Origin of the sequence: Streptomyces sp. N50, from assembly GCF_033335955.1 — a bacterium.
Lineage (GTDB): Bacteria > Actinomycetota > Actinomycetes > Streptomycetales > Streptomycetaceae > Streptomyces.
Genome location: NZ_CP137549.1, coordinates 9793831 through 9807925, shown reverse-complemented (window position 1 = coordinate 9807925; position 14095 = coordinate 9793831). Strand labels below are relative to the sequence as shown.

The window sequence follows — 14095 nt, the reverse complement described above, 5'->3', positions numbered from 1 at the left end:
GGTCCCCTCCTCCGGGAGTAGCCGGCCCCTCTCGGCTCCCTCTCGCGAGGCAGACCAAGCGCCTCCGCACGGGCGATGTTCTTGAGCATCGCGAGGACGAGTGCGGGGCACAGGAGAGGGGCACAGGAGCTACTGAGCTCGTCGGATTCTTGTCCGGTGCCGGGTGAGGGTGAGTCCGGTGCCGGCAAGGCAGCCGTCGATGAGGTCGGGCCGGAGCTGGATATGGCGCAGGCTCCGGCGCAGAGTGCGTTCAAGATGCTCGTCGTCGGTGAAGGCCGTGTTGGCCAGCGGGCCGCGCCGTAGCAGCGACCAGATGCCCTCCACCGGATTCAAGTCCGGCGCATAGGAGGGCAGTTGCACGATGGTGAGCCAGTCATGCGCGGCCGCGTACTCACGCATCCCGGCCGCCCGGTGAACGTTGAGATTGTCCCAGATCAAGACGATGGGCGCGCCGAGTTGGATGTGGGCGCGGACGACCAGGTCGCGGTAGTCGCGCCAGGAGAAGCTGTCGCGTCCGGTTCCCTTGTGCTTGCGGCGACGGCACGGCCGGTAGATCAGCCGGGACGCCTCGCCCTGCCGGTAACAGCTCATGACGGCGATCGACCAGCGGCGCCAGGACTGTCCCCGCACCCGCATCCGCACCCGCATCCGCACCCGCACCCGCACCCGCACCACGGGCGTATGCCCACGCCGGCCCCAGGTGCGGGCCCGTGGCGGCGTCATCGAGAACCCGGCCTCGTCCTCGAAGACGACAAGGGCCCCGAGCGCCGCCGTAGTCATTCCACCTGCGGCCACACATCCTTCTTCCACAGTTCGACCGCATGCTCGTCGCGTTCCATGGCCCGGCGCGCGGGATACCGCCAGGACCAGCCACGGCGGTGCAGCAGCCGCCATACCGCCGCCATCGAACAGTCGACCCGGAACCTGAAGGCGATCAGGACTCTGATCCGTGCCAGGGTCCACCGCTGGTCCTCCCAGGCGTGCTCGGCGGGCCCGAGGGCCAACTCCTTCTCCAACTCCGCGAACTGGTCGTCGGACAGCTTGGGCAGTTTCGGCGGCCCTGCGGTGGCGAGGGCATCCATCCCGCCTTCCAGCCAGGCACGCCGCCAGCGTTCCACCGACCGCTCACTCACCCGCAGATCCCTCGCAATCACCGCGGTCCTCTCGCCGCGTGTGAACCGTTCGCCCGCCTCGTATCGGATCCGCTCACGAAACTGTCGCCGCTCGGCGGTCAACCCGCCGCCCAGCGTGTACCGCATACCACCGGCCTACCGCAGGGATCAGCGCCCGACGACAGCCCGAAAAGATCAGTAGTCGGCCATGAGGTCGTTCTCGACGGCGGGGGTGATGCGGGTGAGCCATAGCTCCGCCTCGTCCGGTCCCAGGACCCGATCAAGGTTGAGGGTGGGGATCATATTCTGGAAGACCCGGCCGACGCCCATGCCGTAGTCCCCGTTCGGTGGGTGCAGTACCAGCACGCGGGTGCCATCGAGCGGTTTGATGTCGGCGGGCACCCCTTCCGGGTAGACGTAGGCGCCATGGCCGTCGAAAAGGCGGAAACGGCGGAGCGCCGGATTATCGGGGCCCAGGTAGGGGTCGGCGTCCGTCGCTGCCTCGACCCACGAGCGGTCGGGGCGCACCCCTGGAACCATGCCTTGGTCGGAGTCGCCGATGAGCCGGTCCGCAAGCAGGGTGTGCAGCTGAAAGTTGTCCCCGACACCGCTCATCGTGAGGGCATACCCCCTACGCGCACGGGGGTTGAGGACGACCAAGGGCTCGTCGTCCAGGACGGCAGCCAGGTCTCCGACCCAGGCAGCGCGCTGCGACCGGTCGGCGACCGCGGCGGCATACTCCCGCAGCTCGGCCTTGACCTCAGGGGGCACCGCCGCCCGGAAGGGACCGTGCCCCAAGACGGTGATCAGCGCCTTGAGCCAGTCCTCCATGTCGAACCAGGACATGGCGATCCGGGTCATGTCCCCTTTGTCTGGATGCCCTTTCGGTCTGGCCAGGGTGACAAGAGCCTGCACCAACTGCTTCGTACTGGCGCTCCCCTGCTCCGGCAGCGGCCGCCCGGGAGCCGCTTCGGCCCAGCACCCCGGGACCAGATCGTTGAGCATCATCGCCTCCGCCGCGCGCTGTGGCAGCACGCCGGCCAGCGCCATTGGTGAACCGCCCCACTCGACGCACGCCCCCGCCAGGACAGCCGTCTTGGCGAAGTCGCCCGCCAAACCCGGCAGCCACGGCGCAAGGGCCTCGACCGCGGCGGTCAAACCCGCGGGATCTCCCGCACGCGCGGTTTCTCCCAACCGCGACAGAGCCCGCCGGTAGCCACGAGCCGAACCAGACCTCATCTGCGCGACAAGCTCGTCAACGAGCTTGGGTATCTCCGAAGGCACGGCGGCACGCTAGCAGGGACACGACCCCCACTTCACGGCTGGTGCCCGAGCTAGGAACTCCGGGGTCATCCGCGCGCCGGGCGCTTGTCGGCGACGTGCCGCTGGCGCTGTCAACAGGAGATAGGACTCGCTACACAGCCACGACGCCAGATAGCCGGTGGTCGTACTCGGCATCCCCCATGCTGCCCGTGAAGCCGTACGAGGCGGCGTTGAGCTTCTTCTCCTTGCCCGTCACGTAGGCGGACGGACGCACCCCGGAAGTGCAACCGCCCTTGCGGCAGATCGTCGACTTCAGATTCGTCTGCGTGACCGCCGGGAGACCGCTCCCAGCGTGCACTTCGGATCCTCCAGTGGCTCTCCTTTGAGACAGTGGTAGTGGCAGGAGCGCGCGGCCGGCTGCTGCTGCACCGTGTAATTCTTCTGCGGGCCCCCACCGCGATCGCCCGCCCCGAGCCGGCCGGCGCTCCCGCCGCCGGACTCTGTGCCGAGGACGACGCCGACGTGCCGAGCGGGACGGACGAACAGCCGGCCAGCAGCAGACAGGTGAGCAGGACGGGCGGCACGGTACGGCGGGCAGAGCGCGTTACGGCGCGAAGGCGCACCCCGCGTCGTACACCTGTGGTCCCACACCGAGTTGCTGCGCCGGCGCGGGGCGACACCTGCACGGGACTACAGCGTGATGTTCGACGACCCGCCGGTGCCACTGCCCCGACTCCCTCTGGGCAGCGGCACCGGGTGCCGTCTACCGGTACCAGTACTTGACGCCCCGGTGGTCGGAGCACGTCCCGCGGGCGTGGGGCACTGTAGGAGTACGAGTCGTCCTTGCACTTCGCGGTAGCACCGCGCGGATGCGGCGAGTTCGCCTTGCAGACACCCGTCGTGTGCCGCGCGCAGGTCGCGGCTGCCGCATCGGTCGCCACGGCTACGGGCACCAGCAGCGCCCCCACCATCATCGCCGCCGCAACCGCGCCCCGGACTTTCGTCAACATGATCTGCCCCTTGTGATGGTTCGGAGAGGCGAGCACGCATCCGCCGACCGCGGCACCCAGGTCGACCGGACGGACCGTCGCACAGCGGTGACCGTCGTAGCGAGGTCATCGCACTGGGTTCGCAGCACGCGGACGCATGCGCGGGGCAGGCGCATCCAGGTCTGACGTCGACGAGCAGCGGCCCGCGGTCGTTCAGGCGACCACCTCGGCATCGCTCTCTACCGGTGGCCTGCCCCACAACGAGACCATCGAGCGACAGGCTTGCACCACGCGGCTGCTGCTCGGCCATGTCCACGCCCCCGTCGTCCCGGCCGTCTCCCTGTGCCGCGTCCTGCCCAACCGAACGCGGTGCGGATCGTGACCGGCCCGCCCACCACCTGTGAACGCCGGCGGCCGGATCGTGCAGGAGGTTCCGCTGGCAGACGACGAAACGATGACCTCGCCACTGATGCTCGGCTGGACATGGACGCTCGCGGTGGGGGTATCGGAGGCGACCCGTCACGGCCGGCCCGGGCGCCGTGAAGCAACCCTGGTCCATCACCCCGGTGCGGCGTCAACCAGCCTGTGGGATGGCGCTGTTGGTGATCGACGGCCGACCCATATCGTTACCTCATGTGGTCATATGCGGTGTGGGGGCTGATCGGTGCCGCCCTGTACAGATGTCTCATCGTCCGGGCTGCTCTCCTGCGCGACGAAGACCCGTTCACACACCGGTACGGGCGGTGGGACTACCCCGACGGGCCCGGCTTCGGCGCCCTCGTCGCAGGCCTGTGTATGCACGCGCTCCTGGGCGCGGCGGTCGGCTGTACGGCGGCGACTCTGGCCGGCACGGCGGGGGCAGCGAATGCGGTCAGGTCCCTGATCGCGCTGGTCCTGGGGGTCGTCACCCCGATCGTGTTCAAGCCGGCCGGCCGGCTCGCGCTCCGGATCCTGATACCCGATGCCCTGGACGGGGGAACGGAGATACGGCTGACCGACCGCCGGTACTGGTACACGCCGCCCGGCCACCCTCCCGTGGCCGCCGACGGACCGTACCCGTGGGCCGACGAACTGGCCCGGCGCATCCGCGCGCAGGAGGTGGCCCGGCCGGTCAACCTGAAAGGCGCCCACCTCAACGGGACGGACCTGACCGGGGTGGATCTGCCCTGGGTCTACGCGCAACTGGGCACGCTGCCGGGGGTGTGCCTTCGGGAGGCGAACCTGTCCCGGAGCTTCTTCTATGTGGCGAATCTGATCGGCGCCGACCTGACGCGGGCTCGCCTGGACCGCGCGGAGCTGGGCTCGGCGAGGCTGGTCCGGGCACGACTGACAGAGGCCGACCTGACCGGAGCGGACCTGACGCACGCGAACCTGCTGGACGCGGACCTCGCGGGAGCACGGCTGCGCGGAGCGGACCTGGGCGGGGCGGTACTCGTCCGGGCGAACCTCACCAGTGCCGACCTGACCGGGGCGTGCCTTGAGCGGGCCGACCTGACGGGTGCCGACCTGAGCGGCGCGGAGCTGACGGGCGCGAACCTGGCCGGGGCGCGGTGGACCTCGGAGACCGTCTGGCCCATCGGGCCGGCCGACCGGATGCGGAACGATTCGGAGCAGCTCTTCGATGACGCGTACCGCGTGCACGGCTGGTCGCCCGAGCCCTACAAGTCCAAGGAAAAGAGTCAACCTCCTTTCTTCCAAAGGCTGTTGATCGCCTTCTGCGATGCCGCCCCGGCGTTCCGGCCGCTCCGCGCCGGTGACGTCGGCCACGACAAGGAGACGCGGGCCGTCCGGCCCGCCAGACCCGTCGGGCGGGCCGGCCTCAGGAGTGCGCTGAAGTCCGGCACGGCCATTTCCCTGTCGGGCGCGCAGCTGCACCGTATCGATCTCGTGGGCGTGAGCCTCGCCGGAACGGACCTCAGCCGGGCCGACCTCACGAAAGCGATCCTGACGGGCGCCGACCTGAGCCGGACCGACCTGACCCGGACACGTCTGACGCAGGCGAACCTGTCGGGAGCCAACCTGAAAGGCGCGAACCTGGCCGGAGCGAACACCGTGAGCGCGGACGTGACGGGGGCGATCCTTACCGGCGCGAACCTGGCCGACGTCTATCTGATGGGCGCGAAACTGTCCGGTGCCCGCCTGACCCGTACGAACCTGACCGGCGCCCTGTTCTCGGGGACGAATTTGACGGGGGCCGACCTGACCGACTCCGACCTCACCGATGTCGCACTGGACAAGGCGGACCTGCGCGGCGCGAAGCTCCTGCGGGCCCAGCTGACCTCCGCTGACCTGAGCGAGGCCGACCTGACCAAGGCCATCCTCACGGAAGCCGACCTGACCTGCGCCCATCTCTCCGCCGCGGACTTTTCCCAGGCCCATATGATCAGGGCCAGGCTCACTCTGGCCTTTCTGTACAAAGCGAAGCTGACGGGCGCCGACCTCACTCACGCGGACCTGGCCGGAGCCGACCTGACCGGAGCGCGCCTCAGAGGGGCCAAGCTGGTCGGAGCCCGGCTGCGCGGCGCGTCCCTGGCCGGGGCCGACCTGAGTGGAGCCCGCACCGACGGCGCCGACTTCGCGGAGGCGGTCTGGTCCAGCACGACCAAGTGGCCCGGCACAATCGCCGGGACCATCCGGGATCGCTCCGAAACGGCCCCCGACGGCACCTTCCGCATACGCACCACCACCCCCGGCAAGCACCACTCCCCCAGCACGGGAACCTCCGAACCGTAGACCGAAGCCGTCCAAGAACCTCCGCATCCAGTTCGACCGACTCCACTTCCCCGCCACGCCAGATCCCCCTCCGGCCCACTGTTGCGGTACCGACCGGCCGTCCCGCCGATTTCCGGTACCCGGTACGTCGCCCGTCTTCATGAGAACGCGGCCGTGGCCGAGCAGGTCCTGCTCGGCCACGGCACTCGAATCGGTGCCCGGGTGATGCGAACAGGTCCACCGAGTCGACCGCGACGAGGGAATCGTCGACGAACCGCGAACCACTCGAACAGGCCCTGTTCCTGGCCCCGTTCGCCTCGCCCAGCGGTCCCGGACTCCCGGTTGGCCAGGGCGGGCGTCAGCGGGCTCTGGCACAGATCTTGGGGAGCGGCGGTCGCGGAGCGTCACCGCGCTTCCCGTCTCAAGCGATCTGATCCCGGGCGGGGCGGGGAAGCTGCGCCGGCTGTACCCCCGCGCGCAGAGTCAGGGAGCCTCGTCCGATGCGTTGTTGTTGGTGGATGCAATGATCGCCGTTGCTGGCGTGAGCACGCTGGTTTCACGACTCGGGGATGGCTCGCATGGACACGTGGCAGGAGCTTTCAGCGCTGGTGGAGGAGCGGCTGACGGCCATCTCGTCTGGGGAACGCGGCGTGTTTGCCGCTGGTGTCGCGGAGCGGCTCATGAGCCGGCACGAGGGACTGCCCGAGGACGAGCAGGCGCCGTTCACCGTGGGCCTTCGTCCCCTGTTGAACTCAGTGTGGGAGGGCGTTCTCGGTGACTCGACGGCCTTCTCGGCGGTGAAACGGGGTGTGGCCAAGTACATGCTCAGCGAGTACTGCCACAACGACGGCCAGGACGGGCCCGCTGATGCAGACGAGTCTGCCGCAGCCGCGACGCTGTATGCCGCGCACGCCTATCTGTTCGGCTGCCACGACTTCGCCAGCTGGACCAGTCGCCGGGCAGTGGAGGCCGTTGATCAACACCTTGAGTTCCTGGCCGAGCAGGAAGAGGACGAGCTCGTCCCGGATTCGGACGAAGCGCTGACCTCTGAGTTGCAGCGGCAGCTGCGGGACCTCGACCTCATCTCGAACTACTCGAAAGATCTTCGCTATTCCAGCTTCGGACTGACCATCGACACCTCGGTCCGACTGCGCGTGGAGCTTCGAGCTCCTCTCTCCATCCGGGCGTGAGTGTCCGAGAATCAGGAGCGGGTCGTCGCCCGCTTGGACCACAGCCACGACCTCACCCGGCCTGTGCTGATCCGCCATCTCGCCCCCGGCAGCTGGATCCATCATCCGCTCGCCCCGCAATTCGATTGCGGTGGGCTGCTCGTGCGTGAGACGGCGTGCGCCGTGCCGCCGCACAGTGGTTGCTGACGCTCCATCAAGTAGGTGCGGAGCTTCGCACTTTGGAGCGGTCGTCAGTGACGGTTCCGTTCGTGCGGGCCGACGCACCGTTCTGGAACGCGCTCGTGTTCGACGGGATCGACGAGGTGGATGTCGAGCAGGTAGCCACCGCCTTCGGGACGGTCGAGATCGTGGCCAGAGGCAGCAAGGCCGGTGCGGCCTGCCCGGACCGCGGCCACTGTTCCGAGCGAGTGCACGGCTCCTATCAGCGCAGACTGCGGGATCTCCCGCTCGGCGAGCGGAGTGTCCTGATCCCGCTGAAGGTCAGGCGCTTCGTCAGTCGACCGCCGAGCAGCTTTCGCCGCTGGGGAAACCGGTACCCGTTCGAGTCCCTACGGAACTCCGGCATTCCTGGCTGAACCACGAAGACGTTGTCACACGGTTCGAAGCCAAACGCTACGTCCGAGCAGCGGACCAATGCCGGCCTTCGTTAAACGCCGTCAGCTCGACAGGTCATGGCTCTTTCCGTGCTGCGAGCCTTCCCGGACCGTCCCGTCGGGGAACCGTACCCGCGCGTCTCTTCGCGTTCCAGCTCGCCCATGGAGTGATAGACCTGCCTGGCTGGACTGCAGCCGAGGATCCTGCCGTGTGTCACACCTGTGATTTCCACGGTTGCGTAAACCCAGCGCATCTTAGGCTCGGAACCGATACGGAAAACCGTGCGGAGTGGACTCTTCGGCGACGCAACCCACACGGCCCGCTTGCGGACCCGTGGAGCTGAGGGACGGACCCATGCCATCGCTCACGCAATTCGAGCCGGGCTCGTAGCGGGTGAGTCCCCCTGAAGAGATAGAGGAGCGCATCCGGGGCGCCGAGGAGGCCGGCCTCCCCCTCACCCTCTGGTGAACGTGATCGCGTCGGCATGGGACTGTCCAGCCACCCTGTATCCACCAAGGGGTGCAGAAGCCAGTCCGCACCCGCTTCCTCGCCGCTGGTCCACCTTTACTCCGAACCGGGAAATGTGGTTCGGATTGGGCGAGTTGGTGGACGTCGCACTGACGCCCTCTCAGATGCGGTGTATCGCTGAGCTGTTTGGGCCGCTCCACGACGACTAGGTTGCCCGCGTGTGGTGACTGAAGCTGCACGAAGGCAGGGGCTAGGACGCCGCCGCCTGCCTCCGAAAGCTGTTCTTTGAACAGCGAAAGCAGGGACCAGGGGCTGGACGAGACAGGGAAGCTATTCCGCATGGATGCCGGAAAGGTCTGCTTGATACTCTCGCGAGTATTTGAACGAGGGGCTGAGGCTCCCAGGTTTGTGGTTTCATACCCATACAGCAGATACAGAAGGCGGGATTTTACAGATGGCGCAGAAGACGGTCGTTCTCCTCACCGATGACATCAGCGGCGGGGACGCTGACCAGACCTTGATCTTCGGGCTCGACGGCAAGTCGTTCGAGATCGATCTGAACGACAAGAACGCCGAGAAGCTGCGCAAGGCCCTGAAGCCGTACATCGAGGCCGGCCGCAAGACGGGCGGGAGGACCTCGCCCCGCGGGCGAGGCGCTGGGGCCGCGAGCAGCGGAGAGGACACTGCGGCTATCCGATCCTGGGCCAAGGCCAACGGTCACGAGATCAACGACCGGGGCCGTGTTCCCGCGAACATTCGTGAGGCATACGCGAAGGCCAACGGCTGAACTCGGAAACACACAAGTGCCCCCTGACCGAAGCCGGGGAGGCATTCGTTTCTTCCTCTTCCCAGATGGAAGAGTGCACCTTTCCTCGATCGCGCATAAGCCCTCGTCGGACGTTGACGGGGGCTTTTTGCTTGTCGGGTGTCGGGTGTCGGGATGTCCTGGGGCTGGGCAGGCCAGTGGCCAGTTTGTCGTGTTGGGCGGCCACCGGGTTCCATGGGGCCGGAGGCATTCGGCGGTGATCAGGGCGCCGGTGGTGTTGGTCGGGAAGCACGTCCAACGCATGCTGTCGGCACCGGTGAACCGCAACTGGTGTTCGCCCCTCACTGGTGTGGCGAGCCAGGCGCTTCCGGCTGAGGCGCGGCGGCAGACCCGGATGGACGTGGACTCTCGGCGTACGGCTCAGCGCGTGATTCCTACTGACACCCGTTCCGGCCAGCATTACTGGCCCTAACAAAGCCTCTGGACGTGCCGGTGGGTGATCAGGCAGACGGCAAGCCCGAGGAACGCCTCGTGGATGTCGTCGCGTCGTTCCCAGCGGATCCGTAGGCGGCGGAAGCCGTGCGGCCAGGAGATCGTCCGCTCGACCACCCAGCGGAAGGTGCCGAGTCCCGTGCCGTGCGGCTGGCCACGCTCGGCGATCGCGGGCCGGATACCGCGCTGGCGCAGGAGCCGTCGGTACTTGTCGTGGTCGTAGCCGCGATCGGCGAAGAGCATGTCGGGCCGCCCGCGAGGCCGGCCGACGACTCCGGCCACAGCCGGGATCTTGTCCAACAGGGGCAGGAGTTGGGTGATGTCGTTGCGGTTGCCGCCGGTCAGCGACACCGCGAGCGGGATGCCCTGCCCGTCGGTGATGATGTGGTGTTTGCTGCCCGGACGAGCTCGATCGACCGGACTGGGCCCGCTTTGGGGCCCTTGCGTGCGGCCCGGACGTGGGAGGAGTCGATCACCGCCCGCGACCGGTCCAGCTGGTTCTTCGAGCGCAGCCTGTTCAGCAGCAGCTGATGCAGCTTCTCCCAGACATCGGCCTCGTTCCAGGCCGCCAGACGGCGCCAGCACGTCATGCCCGAGCCGAAGCCCAGTTCCTGCGGGAGGTACTCCCACTGGATGCCGGTGTGCAGCACGAACAGGATCCCGCACAGGGCTTGCCGGTCGGGCACCCGCGGTCGCCCTTCCACCTGCTTCGGCGGCGGCTCGGGCAGCAACGGCTCGACGAGCGACCGCAGTTCGTCCGACACGATCCACGGCCGCGACTGACGCTTCCCCATGACCGCATCAACGAACGATCAAGCAGACGCCGAGGTCGACGGCCTGCTGGAGAACGGCATCGGCGCCCACCCGGTCTCCGGCCTCCTCCCGTGTATATGCCAAGCCTGGACAGGAGGTCAGGGTCTCGTAGTCCCGGCACAGACGTCTCCAGCGCATCAGCCAGCTCGTCGGGTCGGCCGCGCGGCGAGGTGCCTATCGTGACAGGTCCTGTTCCGCGCGGCCCCCGCCGAACCGGACATGACGTTGGGCAGGCCGCCAGCGAGATACCTGTGAGCAGGCCCTTTCCAACTGCCCCCACCGAACCGGACGTGCGGCTTTTCACCGCAACCGGCTCTCCATCGCCTCTTCTTCTCCACGTGTCCTCGATCAAGAGGAAGCTCCACAGGTGCCATTCCAGCCATCTACGGAATTGACGTACGCAGAGGGAGAGAAAGCCGCCGTCAGGGCCTCTCCTCAGGAACAGCTTTACGAGAAACAGGACCGGAGAGAGTGTCGTCCGGTCGATGCGGCCGAATCCCGTCACTGGAATATCCGAGAAGCGTGCCCGGTCCATTCCGGTGTCGTTACGGAGCCCGTCGAGTTCCTCGGCTCCATGGAAATGCACGCGCCGACTACCGCAGTTGCCCGGTGCGCCCTTCGTGACGTCGGCGGCTCGCCCGCAGTAGTGACGCGCCCGCCGGGGAGAGCGTGTGCAGTACGTGCGTGGCATGTCGGTTACTGACGAGCAGCCCGGCGTCACGCAGCACCGCCGCGTGTCTACTGGCCGAGGGGGCGGAAATCCCCACGGCACGGGCGATCTCGGAGGTGGTGGCACCCGCACCCGCGGCCGTGACCGACAGGACGGTCGCCCGAGTACGGCCGAGCAGAGCGGTCAGCGGAGCGGTCGGGGGTGGGGCCACCGGCTCGTGCAGGAGGGGGTAGACGAGGACCGGTGGCAGTCCGGGATCGGCCAGGGTGATCGGGGCTTGCCAGCAGAAGTGGGACGGAATGAGACACAAACCCCTGCCGCCCAGATGGAAGTCCCGGTCCTCGACCGGATACTGGACCGTCAGGACAGGCGGTTGCCACGACATGGCGGGCCCGAGCCCGGCCAGCATCCCATGGACCCCGCCGTCCAGCAGGTCACGGGTGCGGGCCGACCGGTCAGCCTGTAATCGGGTCTGCATCAGGTTGGCGACCGGGGCGACGGCGGTGGCGTGGTACGCACGGAGCGCTGCCACGAACTCCGCACGCTCGCGCGTTCCGGCCAGCCGCCACGCCCACCGGGGAGTGCCCACCACCCGGTCCAGCAGCGCGAGTTCGTGGAGCACCCGTCGCGATGATGTAGACATGACAACATCAAGTCCGGCATCGAGCCCCTCACTCTCTGTCGGGCGGGGGGTGAGGAAGTCCGGGAAATAGGCGGCACGCGGAAAGAGCGGCAGCAGGACATCGCGGACCAGGTGGTCGAGTTGCTGCTCACCGAGCCGAAGGCGGGTGGTGCGGTACCAGTCCGCGTGGGCCCAGCGGCCGGCCCGCGTCTGGAACCGGTGCAGGCTCATGGCGACTTCCCAGAGAGCGTCGGGTCGCGCAGCGACCGTGGTTTTCGCCAGGTCCGCGTCCGTGAAGTGAATACGGAGCATTCCGTTCCCCCTCTGCACCTGGGGATTTTCATCCCAGTGAAACATGATGGCCACCCCATGCCCCGGTTGGCAATATCGCTCACCAGCGTTGCAATGGCCCCACACCTCCCGTGAATTGAATTCCGCCATGGCTCAAAAGGCGCAGGCGAGTAAGGGGGGACAAGATCCTCTCCCCGGCGACACCACGCAAAGGCAACCGGCAGGCAACGCATCGGAAAAAACCAGGTACGGAAACTCCTTGTACATACAGCCCCGAGAAAGAGGAATCCGCATGAGATCCTTCCGTTTAGCAGCGGCACTCACCGCCGCCGCCCTGGCCGCTCTGGTGGGCCTCGCCCTTCCCGGCAACGCCTTTGCCGCCGACGGGCACACCACCACGGTCGCCACCGCCCCGCAAGCGGTACAGGGGGCCGCCGCATCCGCCGTGGTCTCCCCGCAGGCCATCGGGGACTGTCCCAGCACCTACTTCTGCTTCTGGGTCAACTCCGGCTACAACGACGGGCCGGGCAAGTTCTCCGGCAGCAACACCAACTGGGGCGCCTACGCCCACTCCACGTGCGGCAACGGGACCTGGAGCGACTGCGCCTCCTCCGGCTACAACCACGGCACCAGCGGTCTGGGCGTCGAGGTGTGGAGCGGCACGGGGTACACCGGGTTGTCAGCCTGCCTGCCCAAGGACTGGTCCAACAGCAACTTCGCGAACCTCGTCTGGCCCGGCACTTCGACCAGCTTCAACGACTCGATCAGCAGCAACTACTGGACCTCGGCCTGTTGACCTGGCCTCCTTCCGCGACCGGATGACGGGCACTCACCGATGACATACCTCTCGCGCCGCGGCACCGGGCGCGCACCGACACGCTCGCTGCCTCTGCTGATCCTCGTGGTGACCCTGGTCTGCGCGGCCGCGACCGCGTGCACCGGACCGGGTACGACCGCACATGCGGAGGCGGTGCCGTCGGCGCGGGAGTTCGGCCACGCGACCGCGGTCCTCACCAGCGACGCCACCGCCCTGCGTCAACGCCGGCAGCTCTTCGACGCTCTGCAGATCCTCACCCAGCGCTGCATGCGCGACCGGGGACTGCGCTACCTGGTCACCAGCGCGGGCCCGCAGCCGCCGACCGGGGCGACGACGGCCGACTCGATCGGTTCCCGCTCGGCCCCCGGCTACGGCGTCTCCACAACGCTGGGCCGCGTGAACAGCGGCGACATGGCCGAGGACCGGTACGTCCGCTCCCTGTCCACCGCCGAACAGGCCCGCTACACAGCGGCACTCGACGGCCGCGTCGACCAGGCGACGCCGCTGACCCTGCCCAGCGGGGCGAGCGGCACCTACGGCACGGGCGGCTGCATGGCCCAGGCCCGGGCGCGACTGTACGGCACCGTAAAGGCCGCGTTCGAGGACACGCTCGTGCCGCAGGACGTGGACCATCTCCTCGAGGCGTACCTGGCCTCCGACCACTCCTATCAGACGGCCCTGGGACGCTGGCAGCGCTGCATGACCGACGCCGGTCGGCCGGCGAGGACGCCCACCGCACTGATCCAGTCCCTGCAGGCCGAGGCGGTCAAGGGAGCTAGCGCGTCGACGCTGGCACGCGAGCAGCGAGCCGCCGCGGTCGCCGATCAACACTGCGACGCGGAAAGCGAGTTGCGCCGCACGGGCGCGGCACAGCGCGACGCCTTCCTGCAACACCAGCCCGCACGGACGAGGGCCCGACTGGAGGAGGTCTGGCAACACCGGCAGCAGGCCCTGGCCCGGGCCAGGGCCCTGCTCGGCAAGAACGCTCCCCAGAAATGACCACGGGGTGGTTCCGGACTGTCTGCAGACATCAGGCGGAGCCAAAAGTGCAGGACATGCATCGCCTCGGGTGCTGCCCCAGGTGCTGTTCTGGGTCGCGAGAAACCTCCGGTCCCCAACCGCTCCCAAGGCAATACCACCGACGGGAGGTATCGGCTTCTCGGGGAAGATCGCCGATCCGACGGGACAGCTCAGGAGGTTGGACGAGGCAAGGACTGTTCGCCGGTTTCCCTTTGCACCCCCGGTCCAGGCCCTCTCTGCCAGTTGGGCAGTCCGCCCGTGGCCGTGACGAAATCG

General features: G+C 68.1%; 12 protein-coding genes. 6 read left to right on the top strand and 6 right to left on the bottom strand.

Annotated features, from left to right (window positions below):
- Positions 1-129: 129 nt before the first annotated feature.
- The 4 genes from R2B38_RS43520 to R2B38_RS43505 all read right to left on the bottom strand — a co-directional run bounded on the left by R2B38_RS43520 (position 130) and on the right by R2B38_RS43505 (position 2733).
- Complete coding sequence (locus R2B38_RS43520) at positions 130-780, bottom strand: transposase (protein ID WP_318021938.1); 651 nt, start codon at positions 778-780, stop codon at positions 130-132.
- Positions 777-1259: a winged helix-turn-helix domain-containing protein gene (locus R2B38_RS43515; protein ID WP_318021337.1), complete on the bottom strand. Its 483-nt coding sequence runs from the start codon at positions 1257-1259 to the stop codon at positions 777-779. Before R2B38_RS43515 ends, R2B38_RS43520 begins: the two co-directional genes overlap by 4 nt.
- Before the next feature lie 48 nt (positions 1260-1307).
- A complete protein-coding gene (locus R2B38_RS43510) occupies positions 1308-2396 on the bottom strand; it encodes a hypothetical protein (RefSeq protein WP_318021336.1) in 1089 nt (362 codons plus the stop codon).
- 130 nt (positions 2397-2526) lie between these two features.
- Positions 2527-2733 (bottom strand): hypothetical protein, encoded by a 207-nt coding sequence (locus R2B38_RS43505; RefSeq protein ID WP_318021335.1) that lies wholly within the window; start codon positions 2731-2733, stop codon positions 2527-2529.
- 1264 nt (positions 2734-3997) lie between these two features.
- Here R2B38_RS43505 and R2B38_RS43500 point away from each other — a divergent pair.
- The 4 genes from R2B38_RS43500 to R2B38_RS43485 all read left to right on the top strand — a co-directional run bounded on the left by R2B38_RS43500 (position 3998) and on the right by R2B38_RS43485 (position 9115).
- Positions 3998-6097, top strand: coding sequence for a pentapeptide repeat-containing protein (locus tag R2B38_RS43500; protein WP_318021334.1), 2100 nt, complete (start codon positions 3998-4000; stop codon positions 6095-6097).
- 557 nt (positions 6098-6654) lie between these two features.
- On the top strand, positions 6655-7266 hold the full coding sequence (locus tag R2B38_RS43495; RefSeq protein WP_318021333.1) for a hypothetical protein: 612 nt from the start codon (positions 6655-6657) through the stop codon (positions 7264-7266).
- Between the two features lie 233 nt (positions 7267-7499).
- Positions 7500-7841 (top strand): transposase family protein, encoded by a 342-nt coding sequence (locus R2B38_RS43490; RefSeq protein ID WP_318021332.1) that lies wholly within the window; start codon positions 7500-7502, stop codon positions 7839-7841.
- Positions 7842-8782: 941 nt separating this feature from the next.
- Entirely contained in the window at positions 8783-9115 is a 333-nt protein-coding gene (locus R2B38_RS43485) for an Lsr2 family protein (protein ID WP_318021331.1), read from the top strand.
- Between the two features lie 447 nt (positions 9116-9562).
- On the opposite strand, the gene R2B38_RS43480 is transcribed toward R2B38_RS43485, so the two are convergent.
- Positions 9563-10380, bottom strand: a protein-coding gene (locus R2B38_RS43480) for an IS5 family transposase (protein ID WP_318021330.1) whose coding sequence is annotated in 2 segments (ribosomal slippage) — positions 9563-10029 and positions 10029-10380 — 819 coding nt in all. Because the reading frame shifts where the segments join, the coding sequence is not laid out codon by codon here.
- Positions 10381-10992: 612 nt separating this feature from the next.
- Complete coding sequence (locus tag R2B38_RS43475; protein ID WP_318021329.1) at positions 10993-12003, bottom strand: winged helix-turn-helix domain-containing protein; 1011 nt, start codon at positions 12001-12003, stop codon at positions 10993-10995.
- A 271-nt stretch (positions 12004-12274) separates the two neighbouring features.
- Between R2B38_RS43475 and R2B38_RS43470 the strand changes: the two genes are divergently transcribed.
- The gene (locus tag R2B38_RS43470; protein WP_318021328.1) at positions 12275-12778 is read left to right on the top strand and encodes a peptidase inhibitor family I36 protein; all 504 of its coding nucleotides are present in this window, start codon (positions 12275-12277) and stop codon (positions 12776-12778) included.
- Between the two features lie 39 nt (positions 12779-12817).
- Positions 12818-13798, top strand: a complete 981-nt coding sequence (locus R2B38_RS43465) for a hypothetical protein (protein WP_318021327.1) — start codon at positions 12818-12820, stop codon at positions 13796-13798.
- The last annotated feature ends 297 nt before the right edge of the window (positions 13799-14095 follow it).

Bases quoted from the DNA above. Each gene is read 5' to 3' on its own strand.
- R2B38_RS43520 (WP_318021938.1), bottom strand. From the start codon at position 780: ATGACTACGGCGGCGCTCGGGGCCCTTGTCGTCTTCGAGGACGAGGCC.
- R2B38_RS43515 (WP_318021337.1), bottom strand. From the start codon at position 1,259: ATGCGGTACACGCTGGGCGGCGGGTTGACCGCCGAGCGGCGACAGTTT.
- R2B38_RS43500 (WP_318021334.1), top strand. From the start codon at position 3,998: ATGTGGTCATATGCGGTGTGGGGGCTGATCGGTGCCGCCCTGTACAGA.
- R2B38_RS43495 (WP_318021333.1), top strand. From the start codon at position 6,655: ATGGACACGTGGCAGGAGCTTTCAGCGCTGGTGGAGGAGCGGCTGACG.
- R2B38_RS43485 (WP_318021331.1), top strand. From the start codon at position 8,783: ATGGCGCAGAAGACGGTCGTTCTCCTCACCGATGACATCAGCGGCGGG.
- R2B38_RS43475 (WP_318021329.1), bottom strand. From the start codon at position 12,003: ATGCTCCGTATTCACTTCACGGACGCGGACCTGGCGAAAACCACGGTC.
- R2B38_RS43470 (WP_318021328.1), top strand. From the start codon at position 12,275: ATGAGATCCTTCCGTTTAGCAGCGGCACTCACCGCCGCCGCCCTGGCC.
- R2B38_RS43465 (WP_318021327.1), top strand. From the start codon at position 12,818: ATGACATACCTCTCGCGCCGCGGCACCGGGCGCGCACCGACACGCTCG.